Origin of the sequence: Acetobacterium sp., assembly GCF_036508315.1 — a bacterium.
Taxonomy (GTDB): Bacteria; Bacillota; Clostridia; order Eubacteriales; family Eubacteriaceae; genus Acetobacterium.
This window is the reverse complement of the sequence record NZ_DATCHP010000038.1, coordinates 30,114-43,921: the sequence shown is the minus strand read 5'-3', so window position 1 is coordinate 43,921 and position 13,808 is coordinate 30,114. Positions and strand designations below refer to the sequence as shown.

Below are 13,808 nucleotides of genomic sequence, written 5' to 3'. Positions count from 1 at the left end.
GGGAAATGTATTCGAACTATTTTACAAGAAAACAGAGAGGTAAACGTATAAACAATTCCTCATAAAAATTGCTGCAGCAGAATAATTTAATGCCTCCACTTATCAAATTGTTTCAACCGATAAAGTTACTAACCTTATTGTATGAGAATGAGCAAAAAGAAACAAGTGCAATTTGTAATTTCATGATCTTTCCCATAGAATATTTCATTCAGCAGAAAATGAAAAAAATTAAAGGTTTCCTTTCATAGTTGAATCAATACTGCAAAATACTATAATTAATGCATCGGATACTCAATAAACATAAATGGTTTGACGAAAATAATCAAATTCATTGCATATGAATAAAAACAAGAGTAAAATTCTTTTAGAGAGCAAACGTTTAAAAATATTATGGAAATAGTAAAGAGTGCCTTTGCTGTTTTATGAAAATAAAAATATTTGGAGGATAAACATATGACTGCAACCGGTGAATTATTGGATATGGCTGAGATTGACATGACAGAAGAAAGTGGTCAACCAGTCAAAGATGGAGAATATGGCTTATTTAACGATATGAACAACGCCATCGATGCGGCTTATATTGCCCAAAAAAAATACATGAAACAACCCATGGCCTTCAGAAGTAGACTGATCAGTGCGATGAGAGCCGAAATGCTTAAAAAAGAAAACATGGAAGTGATTTGCCAAATGGCTGTGGAAGAAACAGGTATGGGTAATTACGCCCATAAACTTCTCAAACATGAACTGGTAACCACAAAAACACCGGGTATCGAGGATCTTGTATCGGAAGTGTTTACCGGAGATCATGGATTAACCTTAATCGAGCATGCACCCTTTGGTGTGATCGGTGCGGTTTCCCCATCGACAAACCCCAGCGAAACCGTGATCTGCAACGCCATCGGCATGCTGGCTGCCGGGAATACCGTTGTTTTCGCACCACATCCCAGTGCAAAAAATACCAGTGCGCTCACAATTAAACTTTTAAACAAAGCCATTCTGGAAGCCGGTGGACCGGAAAACTTAATTGTTACCACCGCCAGCCCGACCATTGAAAGTGCAAATATTATGTTTACCAGTGATAAAATCACGATGTTATGCGCCACCGGCGGCCCCGGAGTTGTAAAAACCGTCTTAAAAAGCGGAAAAAAAGCCATCGGAGCCGGTGCAGGGAATCCGCCGGTTCTGGTTGATGAAACAGCAGATATTGAAAAAGCGGCAAAAGATATTATCGATGGTTGTTGCTTTGATAATAACCTTCCCTGTATTGCTGAAAAAGAAGTGGTGGTTGTCGAACAGGTTGCCGATGATCTTGTAGCGAACATGAAAAAAAATGGTGCCTACGAATTAACCGATGCGGCAAAAATAAGGGAGTTGGAAGAGCTGGTTATTCCCGGGGGCAGACTCAGTCGTGATTATGTGGGAAGAGATGCAAAAACAATTTTAAAAGGCATTGGCATTGACGCAGATCCAGCAGTCCGGGTTATCATTATGGAAACAACTAAAGATCATACCTTTGCTGTTGAAGAACTGATGATGCCGGTTTTACCCATTATCCGGGTTAAAAATATTGCCGAAGGGATTGACGTTGCTGTGGATTTAGAACGGGGTAATCGACATACCGCGATTATGCACTCGACAAATGTGAATAACCTGAACGAAATGGCAAAGAGAGTGCAAACCACAATTTTTGTTAAAAACGGCCCTTCCTATGCCGGAATCGGTGTAGGCGGCGAAGGTTATACAACCTTTACGATTGCCGGACCAACCGGCGAAGGTCTTACATCCGCCAGGACCTTTACCCGAAAAAGAAGATGTGTATTGGTAAACCAACTTTAAGAAGCCCTTCACTTTTATGTTGAATTGCATAGGAGCATTTCTTCTGATATTTCATCATCAATATTATTTGAAAACCATTGGGTAAACATCAAAATAACATCTGAAATCCAGGGTTATCTGATATGAGATATAAAAAAAGAGCGTTCAAGACGCTCTTTTAATCATTAATCTTCTGACAATAATTTTTCCAGAATAACCAGATGTCCTTTCCTAGATAAAACGATTCATGAAATTCGCAAGGATTTGTCGCTGGTTGCTTCTTGAACCTGACATTTCTTTTTATAGGGTGAATGCTTCATCTTAAACTCCGATGCAAGGTTAAGGGTGTCCAATTCCTCCACACAGGCAATGGGTCCATTGTGCAGCTTCAAAGACTGGTAAAGGTTATTGGCGGCAAGACAATCGGAAAGAGCTCGGTGGGCATTGGTATTTTGAATGGCACATTTTTCACACAGGGTCAAAAGCTTAAGGTTTTCCACGGAACTTTGTTGCTTTATTAACAACTCCCGGATATCTATGAAATCATTGCTTAAATGATGCAAAAGAAAGGCCTCACACTGATCATATAAAAAATTGATATCAAAATTAACATTATGACCAATTATTACAGTGTCTCCCGTAAAAGAAACGAAAGAATCCAATACAGCCCCAATCGGATTGGCATCAGCAAGCATATTATTGGAGAGGCCTGTCAGATTTGAAATATAAGGATTAATGGGGTTCATTGGTCTGACCAATGACTGGAAGATGGAAGTAATTTTATTATCACGTACTTTTACAGCCCCAATTTCAATGATTTCATTGTTTTTAGGGTTAAATCCCGTTGTTTCAATAGCAATAATGACATAATTATCAGGAAATTCGATAAGGCTTTTACCTTTGTGTTCTCTGATTTTTTTAATAGTATCCATAAATAATTCTCCTCACTGCAAACTTTACATTTTCACCCGAATTGTTATTCAAAATCCAATGCTATGGTTTATTTATAACCAATTTCATTATATTTATTCATCATGTTGGATTATTTTTATTAAATTTGAAAAATTTTCAGTTTCCGGCTTTGTCACAAAACAAAAAACCAATGACCAAAATTTTTTGTTTATATGGAACTGTGAACCCCTCCCGGGGGCAATGGAAGAAGAAGCTAGTTTTCATAAGAATATTGAAATTTTCTGGAATAATATTATTCGTTAGTTTGATGACACCTTTTATTATCTCTATTCCTGCCAGATTATAGTTGCCTCAATGAAAATGTTTAATCGAGGAGGAACGGTTGCATAGGCGGCCATTGGGACTCCCAGACTTTTGGGATCATTTCCTTTAGCATTTCGGGCGGCATTAATGCAGCCATATTTCCACGATCCTCTGATTCAAGGTTGTACAAGATAAATGGTACTGGATTACCTTTTCTGGTATAATAAAAATAGGCGAATTTTATATGTGATGAGGTGAAAAAGTGTTTAACAATGATTATATTATGCGGGCAATTGAAGATCTATCTTACATGTTGGCAAAAGTAATTTTCAATAAAGATGTTACAGCAAATGAAATTATTGATGAACAGGGGAATTTTTCAGAAAGTAATTTCTTATATCATCAACTATTGAAAAAAGTTGACGAAGGAAAAATCAATGAAGCGGAAAACCTTTTATTTGAAAGTGTAGGGAACAACCCAAGTCCGGAATATTTAAAGGTTGCCATTGATTTTTATACGGGACTGGAAAAGTTAAGTGATGCCTACTTAATTAGCTGCGAATTTCCCAGAGAAGAAATATTGGATGGATTAAATTCCATCAATGCCATTTATAAATCAAAGGAATAAGAGAGGATGGATGCAATGGAAGTAATCGATTGGCTTTTAGCAAGCGGCCCCTATGTTGAGTATGCCACACGAAAAAATGTTTTAAAACAAGATGCGACTGAATTGTTGGATTTAAGAAAAGCGGTATTGTCAGATCCCAGGGTGCAGAAATACCTGAGCGATGTAGCGGATTTCAATGGGACTCTTGTGACTAACCATAAAAATCCGGACCTTCCCATTCACAAACTTCTTTTTCTCATGGATATCGGATTGGACAGCGAGGTGCAGTCTATTGATACGGCTATTCGTAAGATTCTTGGAAATAAAGATGAAAATGGTTTGTATAAAAGCATGACCAATGTGTCCAAACACTTCGGCGGTACCGGGGAAGATACCCTTGCCTGGGCTTTCTGCGATGCCCCTCTGATGCTGCTTGCCTTATTGCGGGCAGAGGTTTCATATGAAGATCATGTGAAACAAGGAGTGGATTATCTGGTTCAATTCCAGCGGGAAAACGGATTCCCATGTGGAGTTTCTAAAGAACTGGGTAAATTCAGAGGTCCTGGGAGAAAGAGTGACCCCTGTCCCTATGTTAATCTCATCATGCTTAAACTATTTTTGATGATTCCGGAATATGCTGAATCGGAAAACGTCCGAGTTTCCATCAATACACTGCTTGATCAATGGGAAAATAGCAGAGAATCCCATCCTTATATGTTTTTCATGGGAACGGATTTCAGAAAGCTGAAAGCACCGGCCATCTGGTATGATCTGGTCAATGTTATCGATTGTTTAAGCCAGTATCCATTTGTGTTAAAAGATCCGCGCTTTCAGGAAATGATTGATATTATGGAAGCCAAGGCAAATCCGGAAAAACAGTTTACGCCAGAGTCCGTCTATCTCAAATGCAAAGCCTGGGATTTTGGACAGAAAAAACAGCCATCACCATGGTTGACGCATGTCTGCCTGCAGATACTTTCCCGGGCAGGCCGATTCAGCGGTTTTACCCTGTAAAAAATATCTTGTAGAGCCTAAAAGATGCAAACATGAATTTTGGATTTTCAAACTGTTACGATCTTGTTAAAGATATTAAAAAGCATATCCATTTTTGGATTTGTATTTAAATCAAAAGCTGAAAAAATGAAATTTGTCGATGAAAACTGGAAATAAGAAAATAAGGAGGGCAATTCAATGATAGTTGTTACAACTGAAAACATTAGTGGTTATAAAGTAAAAGAAGTAAAGGGTCAGGTTTTTGGGCTAATTGTAAGGAGTCGAGGAATAGGAGGAAACATAGTTGCTGGTTTAAGAAGTCTTGTGGGGGGAGAAATTCATGAATATACAGCAATGCTTGAAGATGCTCGTAAACAAGCAATTGACCGTCTGGTTTTAAATGCTACTGAAATGGGAGCAAATGCAATTGTGATGATGAGATTTGATTCCAGTGAAATGGGGCAATCGATGAGCGAAGTCGTAGCCTATGGGACTGCAGTTATAATTGAAAAGAATTAGTTATTATGTTCACAGTGATAGTTTTATATATTATTTATGTATGTATTGTTATTTTTGCGGTAATATCCTTATCGATTTGTGATAAGAGGTATATAAAAAATCATGGAGTAAATGTTCCTATGGGATTCGAGAAAACAGAAGAGGTAACAGTAGATCCGAATAATGGTAAAAGGTTCAGGGTTTATTATAATCCTAATACCGGAGAGAGATTTTATCATGAGGAGCATATTGATGGGTAAATTTTTTCTTGATTTTAATGAAAAACGAAGATTGAAAAAATCTTGACTACGGCCCCTGATAAACCTATGGCTTTTCAGGGGCCTCAAATAAAGACATTGAGAGCTTCGTTAATGGAGCGCCTCAATTTGATGATATTACAATGGTCGCCTTTAAAATCGAAATTTAGCTTCTCAAGTTTTAATACATTCTACTTTTTCAGCAATCTGCATTCCTTTAAAAAAGCACTTTATAGGAACCTCATAGAATATCGGTTTTTTAAATAGCATAAAATGGTTTGGTCGATCTAGTCATTCAAATACTTCACTTGATTTCTGCCATCAGATTTAGCATGGTACAGAGCTTTATCTGCAACTTTGACGAGATCTTCATAGGTGGAATAAACATTCGGAATCATGCACGAAACTCCGGTGCTGACAGTGACATAATTTTTCACTAAAGATCCACTGTGAGGAATGTCAAGATCCTCTATGCTTTTTAGCAGCATGTGCGCAATTTCCATGGCCTCTTCTTTCATGGTCTCAGACAAAAGAATGATAAATTCTTCGCCACCGTAGCGGACTGCCATATCAGTTGAACGGGATAAAGAAGTTTTAAGTGTTTCTGAGATCTTAATGAGACATTCATCACCTGCCATATGACCATACTGATCATTGTAATTTTTAAAATAATCGACATCAATAAAAAGCAAAGCCATTGGTCTTTGGTGCCTTAAGCATCGAAGCCACTCCAGCTCTATGGTTTCATTATATTTTCGTCGGTTCCATAAACCTGTCAACGGATCTCTAAGTGAAAGTTTTTGAAGATCCTGATTATTTTTTTCCAATTCAAGGTTTTGCTGTTCAACTTTCTTATTTGATGCGGTTAGAGCTTTTGTCCGCTGGAATACCAGCTCATCCAGATTATTGTTCATTTCAGTTAGTTTTTCACCCATCATGGTTTTGTATTCCAAAGATTCCGAGAAGTGTTTTGCCAGCAATAATGAATAAAGAACTGCGAAGATAAGTTGTCCGGTAGAACTGTTACTATCTCCTTGAAAGATCATTTTTAAAAGGGGCGGCCAACTATCATTGATCCAAACGCTTAGGGTGATAATATCGATGATACTGGTCAATATTAAAGCCAGACCACCCAATATAATAAGCCAACTATCTTTTTCCCTATTTTTTGCTATCATCACAAGCCTGGGTGATAGATAGATAATCAGAAAGATCGTCCAGATCTGATAAATGGGGTTGATGACTGAAAATATTCTTGTTGGGGTAAGAAGCACTAGCAAAGCATAGGCTACCGCAATAAATTGAGTTAGTTTGATGATGCGAGGATGGAAATACCCAGGTAAAATCGACCTGAAAAACATTAGGATCAATGGCACCCCCAAATAGAATGTCAGTGTCTGTATTTTATAGGCAATTTCAAAGTCAAAGTTGGGGAAAAGACTGGCAAAGAAAGTTTCACCAATCAGTAAGGTTCTGATCGCCACCAGGATGCAGAATAGTCCAAAGTACAGCGGGGCAGGATCCTTTTTTCTAAAGAAAAACAAAGCAAGATGATAGATGCCCATCATCATCAATGCACCGAAAAGAAAAAGCTCATAGGCAATGCCGTTAGTGCGCAATCCAAGGATTTGAGCTTCCCCTCCAAGCTGTATGCTATTGAGCAGCCCTCCGCTGGGGCGATAAAAATTGGACATCTGAATGACGATCTCATTCTCACCTTGTTGAGCTTGAAAAGAGGCAACTTGCGGCAAATATTGAGGAACCATTGACTCTCGGCCATTTCCCACTTTTCCGGCAGTGGCAATCAATTCTCCATTGACCCAAAGCTTATAAGCTGTGCGTACTTTAGGAATCTTTAGAGCCAGGATTTCATTTTCAGAGCTTATAAACTTTAATCGATAGGTCGCATAGCCATCTCCGGAAATAATCGCTTCATTTGAACTGTATTTATCCCATGAGGATGGGAAATTTACGTAGCTGCTCATGATTCCCTGTTCCAATTCCCCGGGTTCCAGGAGCTGATTCCAGAAAAATTCCCATTCTCCGTCTAAAGAAATCACTTCATTTTCCAAATTGAATTGACTCAAATCAATAAGACCATTTTTAGCCTCTTGTTGCGGTTCCGAATTTTGATTGGAGCATCCTCCCAAAAAGGGCAGCATAAGTATGATGATGAGCAGTATTGTTCGTTTGTTCATGAAGGCTTCCTTTCGACGATTAAAATAAATGAATACTGTTTTTTTATCCTGAGTGATGGATTTTTGGCTTTATCAAAGCCAGGTGGAAATGTGCTTTTTTACGCCTTCACCATTAGAAGATATTTTGTTTTGTTTTCACATTTATGTTAATTTCTATCTATAACAATAGAGGAGATAGTTTCGAATATTACGCTAGTTTCATTATACAATATGAATATCGCTCCGTCCAGTTGAAATTTTAGGGGAATTAAATTTTGATATGAGACGACACCCAGACCTCAGCAATAAAATGCTGTGGCTTTTTATGTTACGAAGACGTTTAAGGGCAGTAATTAGATGAGGGGCGAATAATTCACATATGTGCTTGCTAAAACAATTTTGGTTAAGATACAATAATAAATAATCAAAAGAAATACGAATAATACTTTTATAGAATGAAAAAATGGGTATAATTAAACCAGGGGTTTTCCAGGGGAGATAAAAAGATTGGTTGGAAAGACAGATGATCGCCTAAAATTAAAGAATGATGGGCAAATAAATGAAAAAAGAAAAAATTGCTATAATAGAGGAAAAAATTAAGAGCGCTTTTAAAAGTCGCTACATCATTTTAAAGATGCTGGGTAACGGAGGAATGGGATGCGTTTTTCACGTTCGAAGCAATGTCATAGAAACAGATGAGTATGCCTTAAAAGTATTGGATAAAGAAGCCTACGGGAACAAGATGGACTTTATGAGGGAATCGGAAGTAATGAAGAGCCTAGATCATCCAGGTATACCCAAAATTATAGACGTGACCCAGGATGAATCCTATGTATATATGGTTCAGGAATATATACGAGGCGAACCTTTAAGTGTGATCATCCGAAAATGCGGAAAAATAAGCGAAGAGTACATTAAAGTTTGGATGAAAAGTATTGCTTCAACCCTCAATTATCTGCACAAACAGGGTCTAATCCATCGCGATATCAAGCCGGATAATATTATGCTGACCCATGATTGTGAGATAAAAATCATAGACTTCGGATTAGCCCGTAAAAAAAATGAAATTGATGAAGCGGATAAAAAAGTTTTTGGCACGCTATCGTACACAGCGCCAGAACGTTTTACTAAAAAGGTGGGCACGGTTCAAACAGATATTTATGGATTCGGAGCGACCATGTATTATGTGACAACTGGTACCAAACCGGAAAATATGAAGAGTAATGCAATGGACAGCTTTAAGATTATGGAGAAAAACTTAAAAGAAACAACATCATACCAGATCTATAACATACTGACAAAATCCCTTGCCGTTAATCCATACAAGCGCTCCGTCAGTTTCGAACAGATATTGTCGGATTTATCAAAAAAAGAAAATTTAAATAGGAATGAACAAATTGATGAATTAAAAGAACAGTCTATTGTTGTGTTTTTAATACTGGCAGCTCTGTTTTTAACAGGATTATTGTTTATTTAAATAGAGTACAAAGATGTGGAGGAGAAAATGAATGATAAAAGCAAGGACACGATGATACATGAATCACCGGAGCTGGTGCTCATGTATCATGGTAAGATTTACGAATTAAACAAAACGCCCTTCATTATTGGGCGGGATCCCAATTTAAGCGATTTTTGTATCGATAGCAAGACAGTCAGCCGAAGCCATATTAGATTAACGCAAACCGAAGGAAGATGGTATTTGGAGGATTTGCATTCAAGTTCAGGGACTATATTAAATGGCATTAAAATAGATCTATCAAGAAAGTATGAAATAGTGCCAAATGATTGCGTAGAATTATCTGATGTGAGTTTTGACGTTTTTTCAGTCAATAATCAACAGACCGCGAAAACCAAAGAAGATGAATTAAACAGGAATGTGAAGCAGTCTCATTCGGATAAAAGCACAACCCGGAAAGAGGTGGAAATCAAAACTGAAAAACAAATGGAAAAAATTGATGGAAATCGGAGTTCGAAAAATCTCAAACCAGGGAAGGGACCAATCTTTGGAAAACAAATTAAAAAGGATGATTCCCCTCGGGAACTGAATCACTTTAAGGCAACGATTAAACAGTTCCTGAACGAAAATAATCTTGATCAAAAAGGAATCAGCCGATTGAAAAAAATAATTGAGTTGGCGCATCACTTGCCGAAAGACGAATTATTGATAAAAAACTCGGTGCAAGCGATAGTGGACGATTATTTGAAAAAATCAACACCAGTTGCCAGAACAGTCCAAAACGAAGAGAATTCAAAAATAGAGGGTCGAAAGGTTCCTGCCGACCATAGTCAGAATCGACATACAGTTGTTGAAAACGAAAATGGACACCATCAAAAATATAAACTCTCTGATGTAAACGGTTCCACATCGAAGCCGATCAAGAATAAATTAAATCAGAATAGGGATGGAACAACTACCGGACTGGTATTCCATCCTGTAAAAGTTGAGGGTGACTGGATAGAAATACCAGTTTCTAAAATCCCCTTTACCATCGGCAAAGGACCGGAAAATGTTGATTTTGTTTTGCATGCTGCGGGTATTAGCCGATCCCATTGTTTGGTTAGCTTTCATGATGGCTTTTACCATATTTCTGATCTTGGTTCAACAAATGGCATGTCTTTAAATGAGAAACCTTTGAAATCAAATAAAAACTATAGAATAAAAAATGGAGATAGTGTCAGTTTCGGAGTCAATCAATTCTATCTTGAAGTTCCATAAAAAAACCGAATTCATATTTATTAAGCAATGGTAGCATAGATACAATGAGATTAAGTTTAATTTAAACATTTGAAAGGGGTTAAAATGAAATCAGAAGACGAAAAAAACAATGAAGTTGAAAAAGAATTAGCTGAGGCCCAGGCAGAGGAAAAAACTGAAGCTTTGGCAGACGAAGAAACCGAAGCCCAGTTGGAGGATACGAGTGATGATCTGACAGAAGAGAAAACAGAAGCACTAGGGGAAGAGAAAACAGAAAACGTGGCAGAAGAAACGGAATCTTTGGTAGAGGAAGAAACGGAATCTTTGGCGGAGGAAGAAACGGAATCTTTGGCGGAGGAAGAAACGGAATCTTTGGCGGAGGAAGAAACGGAAGCTTTGGCGGAGGAAGAAACGGAAGCTTTGGCGGAGGAAGAAACGGAAGCTTTGATGGCGGAGGATACCGAGGCTTTACTTGAGGAAAAAACCGAAGCACTGGTGGAAATGCACAATGAACCATATATCATTGAAAATACAGAGTCACTGATTTTTAAGCAACAAAAAAAATTCAAATATAAAAAACCATTCATAATCATCGGTTCAATCATTCTGGGGTTAGTTTTAATAGGTGGTGGGGTTGCCGGTTATTCTAACTATCAGAAAACGACTGCAATCAATACTGGCTTGAAAAATGGAGAAGCGTTGCTGACCCAGGCTAATTACGAAGGCGCAATGACAGCATTTCAAGAAGTAGGTACGGTTGATGCTGCCAATGCCGATGCGATTTTTGGAAAAGCCAAAGCCTATGCCGGCTTAGGCGATTATGGCAATGCCAAGACATACTTTGAAGACACATTAAAAAGAGTGACAGATCTTGAAAAATTAAAACCGGTGTATAATGCTTACATCAATTCCCAAGTTAAAGCGAATGTAGGCGAAGAAGCCATATTTACACTTTTGGATAGGGCGGCAAAAGAAACCGGAGATGAGGGATTTATTAAGCAAAAAGGTGAGTATATGGTAAAAATACCATCATTTAACTTGAATCCGGGAACCTATCAAGGTGTGCAGGCAGTGGATATTATCAAAGGAGAACCCACGGATAAAATCTATTTCACCACAGATGGGTCCCAACCAACCACCACATCCCCAGAATACTCGTCCATTATTCAATTAGCACCAGGAGAAATGACGGTTAAAGCAATAGAAGTTGGTGCAAATGGATTTCCCAGTAAAACAATAGAGGGGAAATACATTATTTCAGCAAGCAGTGAATCAATTTTGGAAAATAATATTTCGGGTTCATGGTCGTATCATTCAGGTTCTTCATTTTATCAATATTACTTTAACAACGGTCACTTATCATATTCCTATTCTTACGTAAATGGAAGCAAGACAACATCTACAGGGAATTATCAAATTGTGGGGTGCAACCCAAGCGGTACCATTGCAACACTCTCTGTTTTCAATATGACCGGCTATTCACTGGCGAGTACAATAAATATCAACTGCGAGCCTTTGGGTGATAATATGATTTCAATTAATTCCATGGGTTATACATACAGCCCCTGATATTGGAAAATTTTCAGGTTCTGATGAAAAAAAGGGAATGTACAATGGAACGGCAAGGAATTCCCAATAAATCCAAAGTGAATTATGGATGACAATAAAAGGTGAATGGAGAAACTGAATGCGTATTAAAAACCGAAAAAGATTCTATATAATGATCGGCCTCCTGTGTGTGGTGATCTTTCTTTTGTTGGTTGTTTCTTTCGGAATGATTTGGACCGCATTTTCAAACAATTCTTCGGCCCAGTCAGACAGCAGCACGGTGAGCAATGGTTCAGTTCAGGGAAATAGAACCCAGGAAACATCAACATCGGATCCAACTGAAGTAACTGATCAATCGGATACGATGGTTTTGGTCAATAAGAGTACCAGTCTGGATAAAAACTATGTGTCCTCGGATTTGGTCTGGGTTGATTTACGCGGTGTTCGAGAAACTCAACTGCGACAGGAAGCAGCTGATGCATTAAAAAATCTCTTTAAGGAGGCCGATTCAAAGGCGATCACATTGTATTGCTGTTCAGGTTATCGGTCCTATGAAACCCAACAGGAATTGTATCAGGAAAATGTTAAGACCTATGGACAAAAACAGGCGGATCTGGTGAGTGCAAAACCGGGACAAAGTGAACATCAAACAGGCCTGGCAATGGATGTTACTGCTGAATCAGTCAATTTAGACCTTGATGAAAGTTTTGGAGAAACGACAGAAGGACAATTTGTGAAAAACAATGCCTATAAGTATGGGTTTATCATACGATACCAGGAAGATAAAACTGCGATTACGGGGTACGCCTATGAACCCTGGCATCTGCGATATGTTGGTAAAGATGCAGCGACAACAATATATGAAAAAGACATCACCCTGGAAGAGTATTTGAAAAACTAATCAGATTAACAGGAGGCGAGGAGACATGACACTATATATCCTGGCTGGAATAGCCATATTTACCATTTATATTCTGATGCTTTTTCCAGGCAGGATGCCGAAAGAGGTAGATGATCAGCTTTGGACAAGTTATTATGCACATCGGGGACTTCATGAAAAGGATAAGTCGATTCCTGAAAATTCCATGATAGCCTTTACAAAAGCGGTGAATGCCGGTTATGGCATTGAGATGGATTTAAATCTTACAGCAGATGGAAAAATCATTGTATTTCACGATGACAGTCTGCTGCGTCTGTGTGGGGTGGATAAATTAATAGCAGATTGTACCTATGAAGAACTGTCAGGGTATCATCTCGAGAATACCGAGGAAAAAATTCCCTTGTTTGAAGAAGTTCTCAGAATGGTGGATGGACAAGTCCCATTGATTGTGGAACTTAAAAATTCAAAAAATCTAAAAGAACTGTGTTCAAAGACAGCTGAAATGCTTGATGATTATGAAGGGTTGTACTGTGTGGAATCCTTTCAGCCTTTAATCGTCAGGTGGTTTTATAAAAATCGGCCTGATGTGGTTCGGGGACAGATTTCAGTAGGACGTAAAAGCCTTAAGGAAATTGATGTAAAATTGTGGCAGTGGCTTTTAATCATTTCATTTGGCACGAATTTTATAACAAGACCACATTTCATGGCGTTTTGCCATGGAGATGCCCGGCGAAAACTGGGCCTCAGCCTGTTTCATTTATTAACAGGCAGGCTGGTAGGATGGACCGTCCAGGATACCGATGATATTGAGTATTGCATGAAGAAATTTGACGTGATTATCTTTGAATATTTTGAGCCGGAAACAAAAACTGCTGATCAAAGATAGTGGCCATGCAGTTGTCTATAAAAAATCAAGAATAACTGAATTTGATTTATGTATTTAGCTTTCCCAAACCTAGGTTTGGGAAATATTTTTGATTCATATTCTTCTGAATGAAAACCAGTTAACATTTAGCAGGCTTATATTTGATTAATTCCAGAAATTCAGAATCTGAGCAAATACCCAAAGCGAAGCACACCTTCGGCTGAATTCTGTTTCAGATTGGCGATTTATTCAGGGTTT

11 protein-coding genes are annotated in these 13,808 nt (G+C 38.2%); 9 read left to right on the top strand and 2 right to left on the bottom strand.

The window, feature by feature from the left end; all coding sequences use genetic code 11:
- Positions 1 to 480: 480 nt before the first annotated feature.
- Positions 481 to 1,836 carry an aldehyde dehydrogenase family protein gene (locus VIK44_RS05260; protein WP_331552794.1) on the top strand — a complete coding sequence of 452 codons (1,356 nt, stop codon included), beginning with the start codon at positions 481 to 483 and terminating at the stop codon, positions 1,834 to 1,836.
- Between the two features lie 224 nt (positions 1,837 to 2,060).
- Here VIK44_RS05260 and VIK44_RS05255 read toward each other — a convergent pair whose 3' ends face one another.
- A complete protein-coding gene (locus VIK44_RS05255; protein WP_331552793.1) occupies positions 2,061 to 2,747 on the bottom strand; it encodes a 3'-5' exonuclease in 687 nt (228 codons plus the stop codon).
- A gap of 545 nt (positions 2,748 to 3,292) precedes the next feature.
- Between VIK44_RS05255 and VIK44_RS05250 the strand changes: the two genes are divergently transcribed.
- From VIK44_RS05250 to VIK44_RS05240, 3 genes are all read left to right on the top strand, one after another.
- Positions 3,293 to 3,658 carry a DUF6483 family protein gene (locus VIK44_RS05250; protein ID WP_331552792.1) on the top strand — a complete coding sequence of 122 codons (366 nt, stop codon included), beginning with the start codon at positions 3,293 to 3,295 and terminating at the stop codon, positions 3,656 to 3,658.
- Between the two features lie 15 nt (positions 3,659 to 3,673).
- Positions 3,674 to 4,651: a hypothetical protein gene (locus VIK44_RS05245; RefSeq protein WP_331552791.1), complete on the top strand. Its 978-nt coding sequence runs from the start codon at positions 3,674 to 3,676 to the stop codon at positions 4,649 to 4,651.
- A 177-nt stretch (positions 4,652 to 4,828) separates the two neighbouring features.
- On the top strand, positions 4,829 to 5,149 hold the full coding sequence (locus VIK44_RS05240) for a YbjQ family protein (protein ID WP_331552790.1): 321 nt from the start codon (positions 4,829 to 4,831) through the stop codon (positions 5,147 to 5,149).
- Between the two features lie 523 nt (positions 5,150 to 5,672).
- Here VIK44_RS05240 and VIK44_RS05235 read toward each other — a convergent pair.
- Positions 5,673 to 7,583, bottom strand: a complete 1,911-nt coding sequence (locus tag VIK44_RS05235) for a diguanylate cyclase (RefSeq protein ID WP_331552789.1) — start codon at positions 7,581 to 7,583, stop codon at positions 5,673 to 5,675.
- Positions 7,584 to 8,121: 538 nt separating this feature from the next.
- Between VIK44_RS05235 and VIK44_RS05230 the strand changes: the two genes are divergently transcribed.
- From VIK44_RS05230 to VIK44_RS05210, 5 genes are all read left to right on the top strand, one after another.
- Positions 8,122 to 9,039 (top strand): serine/threonine-protein kinase, encoded by a 918-nt coding sequence (locus tag VIK44_RS05230; RefSeq protein ID WP_331552788.1) that lies wholly within the window; start codon positions 8,122 to 8,124, stop codon positions 9,037 to 9,039.
- Positions 9,040 to 9,066: 27 nt separating this feature from the next.
- Entirely contained in the window at positions 9,067 to 10,278 is a 1,212-nt protein-coding gene (locus VIK44_RS05225; RefSeq protein WP_331552787.1) for an FHA domain-containing protein, read from the top strand.
- Positions 10,279 to 10,362: 84 nt separating this feature from the next.
- Complete coding sequence (locus tag VIK44_RS05220; RefSeq protein ID WP_331552786.1) at positions 10,363 to 11,826, top strand: chitobiase/beta-hexosaminidase C-terminal domain-containing protein; 1,464 nt, start codon at positions 10,363 to 10,365, stop codon at positions 11,824 to 11,826.
- 118 nt (positions 11,827 to 11,944) lie between these two features.
- Positions 11,945 to 12,706, top strand: coding sequence for a M15 family metallopeptidase (locus tag VIK44_RS05215; protein ID WP_331552785.1), 762 nt, complete (start codon positions 11,945 to 11,947; stop codon positions 12,704 to 12,706).
- Positions 12,707 to 12,731: 25 nt separating this feature from the next.
- Positions 12,732 to 13,571: a glycerophosphodiester phosphodiesterase family protein gene (locus VIK44_RS05210; RefSeq protein WP_331552784.1), complete on the top strand. Its 840-nt coding sequence runs from the start codon at positions 12,732 to 12,734 to the stop codon at positions 13,569 to 13,571.
- Positions 13,572 to 13,808: the final 237 nt, after the last annotated feature.

Excerpts from the sequence above, each read along its gene's own strand:
- VIK44_RS05210 (WP_331552784.1), top strand. The coding sequence starts at position 12,732 with ATGACACTATATATCCTGGCTGGAATAGCCATATTTACCATTTATATT.
- VIK44_RS05260 (WP_331552794.1), top strand. The coding sequence starts at position 481 with ATGGCTGAGATTGACATGACAGAAGAAAGTGGTCAACCAGTCAAAGAT.
- VIK44_RS05240 (WP_331552790.1), top strand. The coding sequence starts at position 4,829 with ATGATAGTTGTTACAACTGAAAACATTAGTGGTTATAAAGTAAAAGAA.
- VIK44_RS05245 (WP_331552791.1), top strand. The coding sequence starts at position 3,674 with ATGGAAGTAATCGATTGGCTTTTAGCAAGCGGCCCCTATGTTGAGTAT.
- VIK44_RS05225 (WP_331552787.1), top strand. The coding sequence starts at position 9,067 with ATGAATGATAAAAGCAAGGACACGATGATACATGAATCACCGGAGCTG.
- VIK44_RS05215 (WP_331552785.1), top strand. The coding sequence starts at position 11,945 with ATGCGTATTAAAAACCGAAAAAGATTCTATATAATGATCGGCCTCCTG.
- VIK44_RS05230 (WP_331552788.1), top strand. The coding sequence starts at position 8,122 with ATGAAAAAAGAAAAAATTGCTATAATAGAGGAAAAAATTAAGAGCGCT.
- VIK44_RS05255 (WP_331552793.1), bottom strand. The coding sequence starts at position 2,747 with ATGGATACTATTAAAAAAATCAGAGAACACAAAGGTAAAAGCCTTATC.
- VIK44_RS05235 (WP_331552789.1), bottom strand. The coding sequence starts at position 7,583 with ATGAACAAACGAACAATACTGCTCATCATCATACTTATGCTGCCCTTT.
- VIK44_RS05220 (WP_331552786.1), top strand. The coding sequence starts at position 10,363 with ATGAAATCAGAAGACGAAAAAAACAATGAAGTTGAAAAAGAATTAGCT.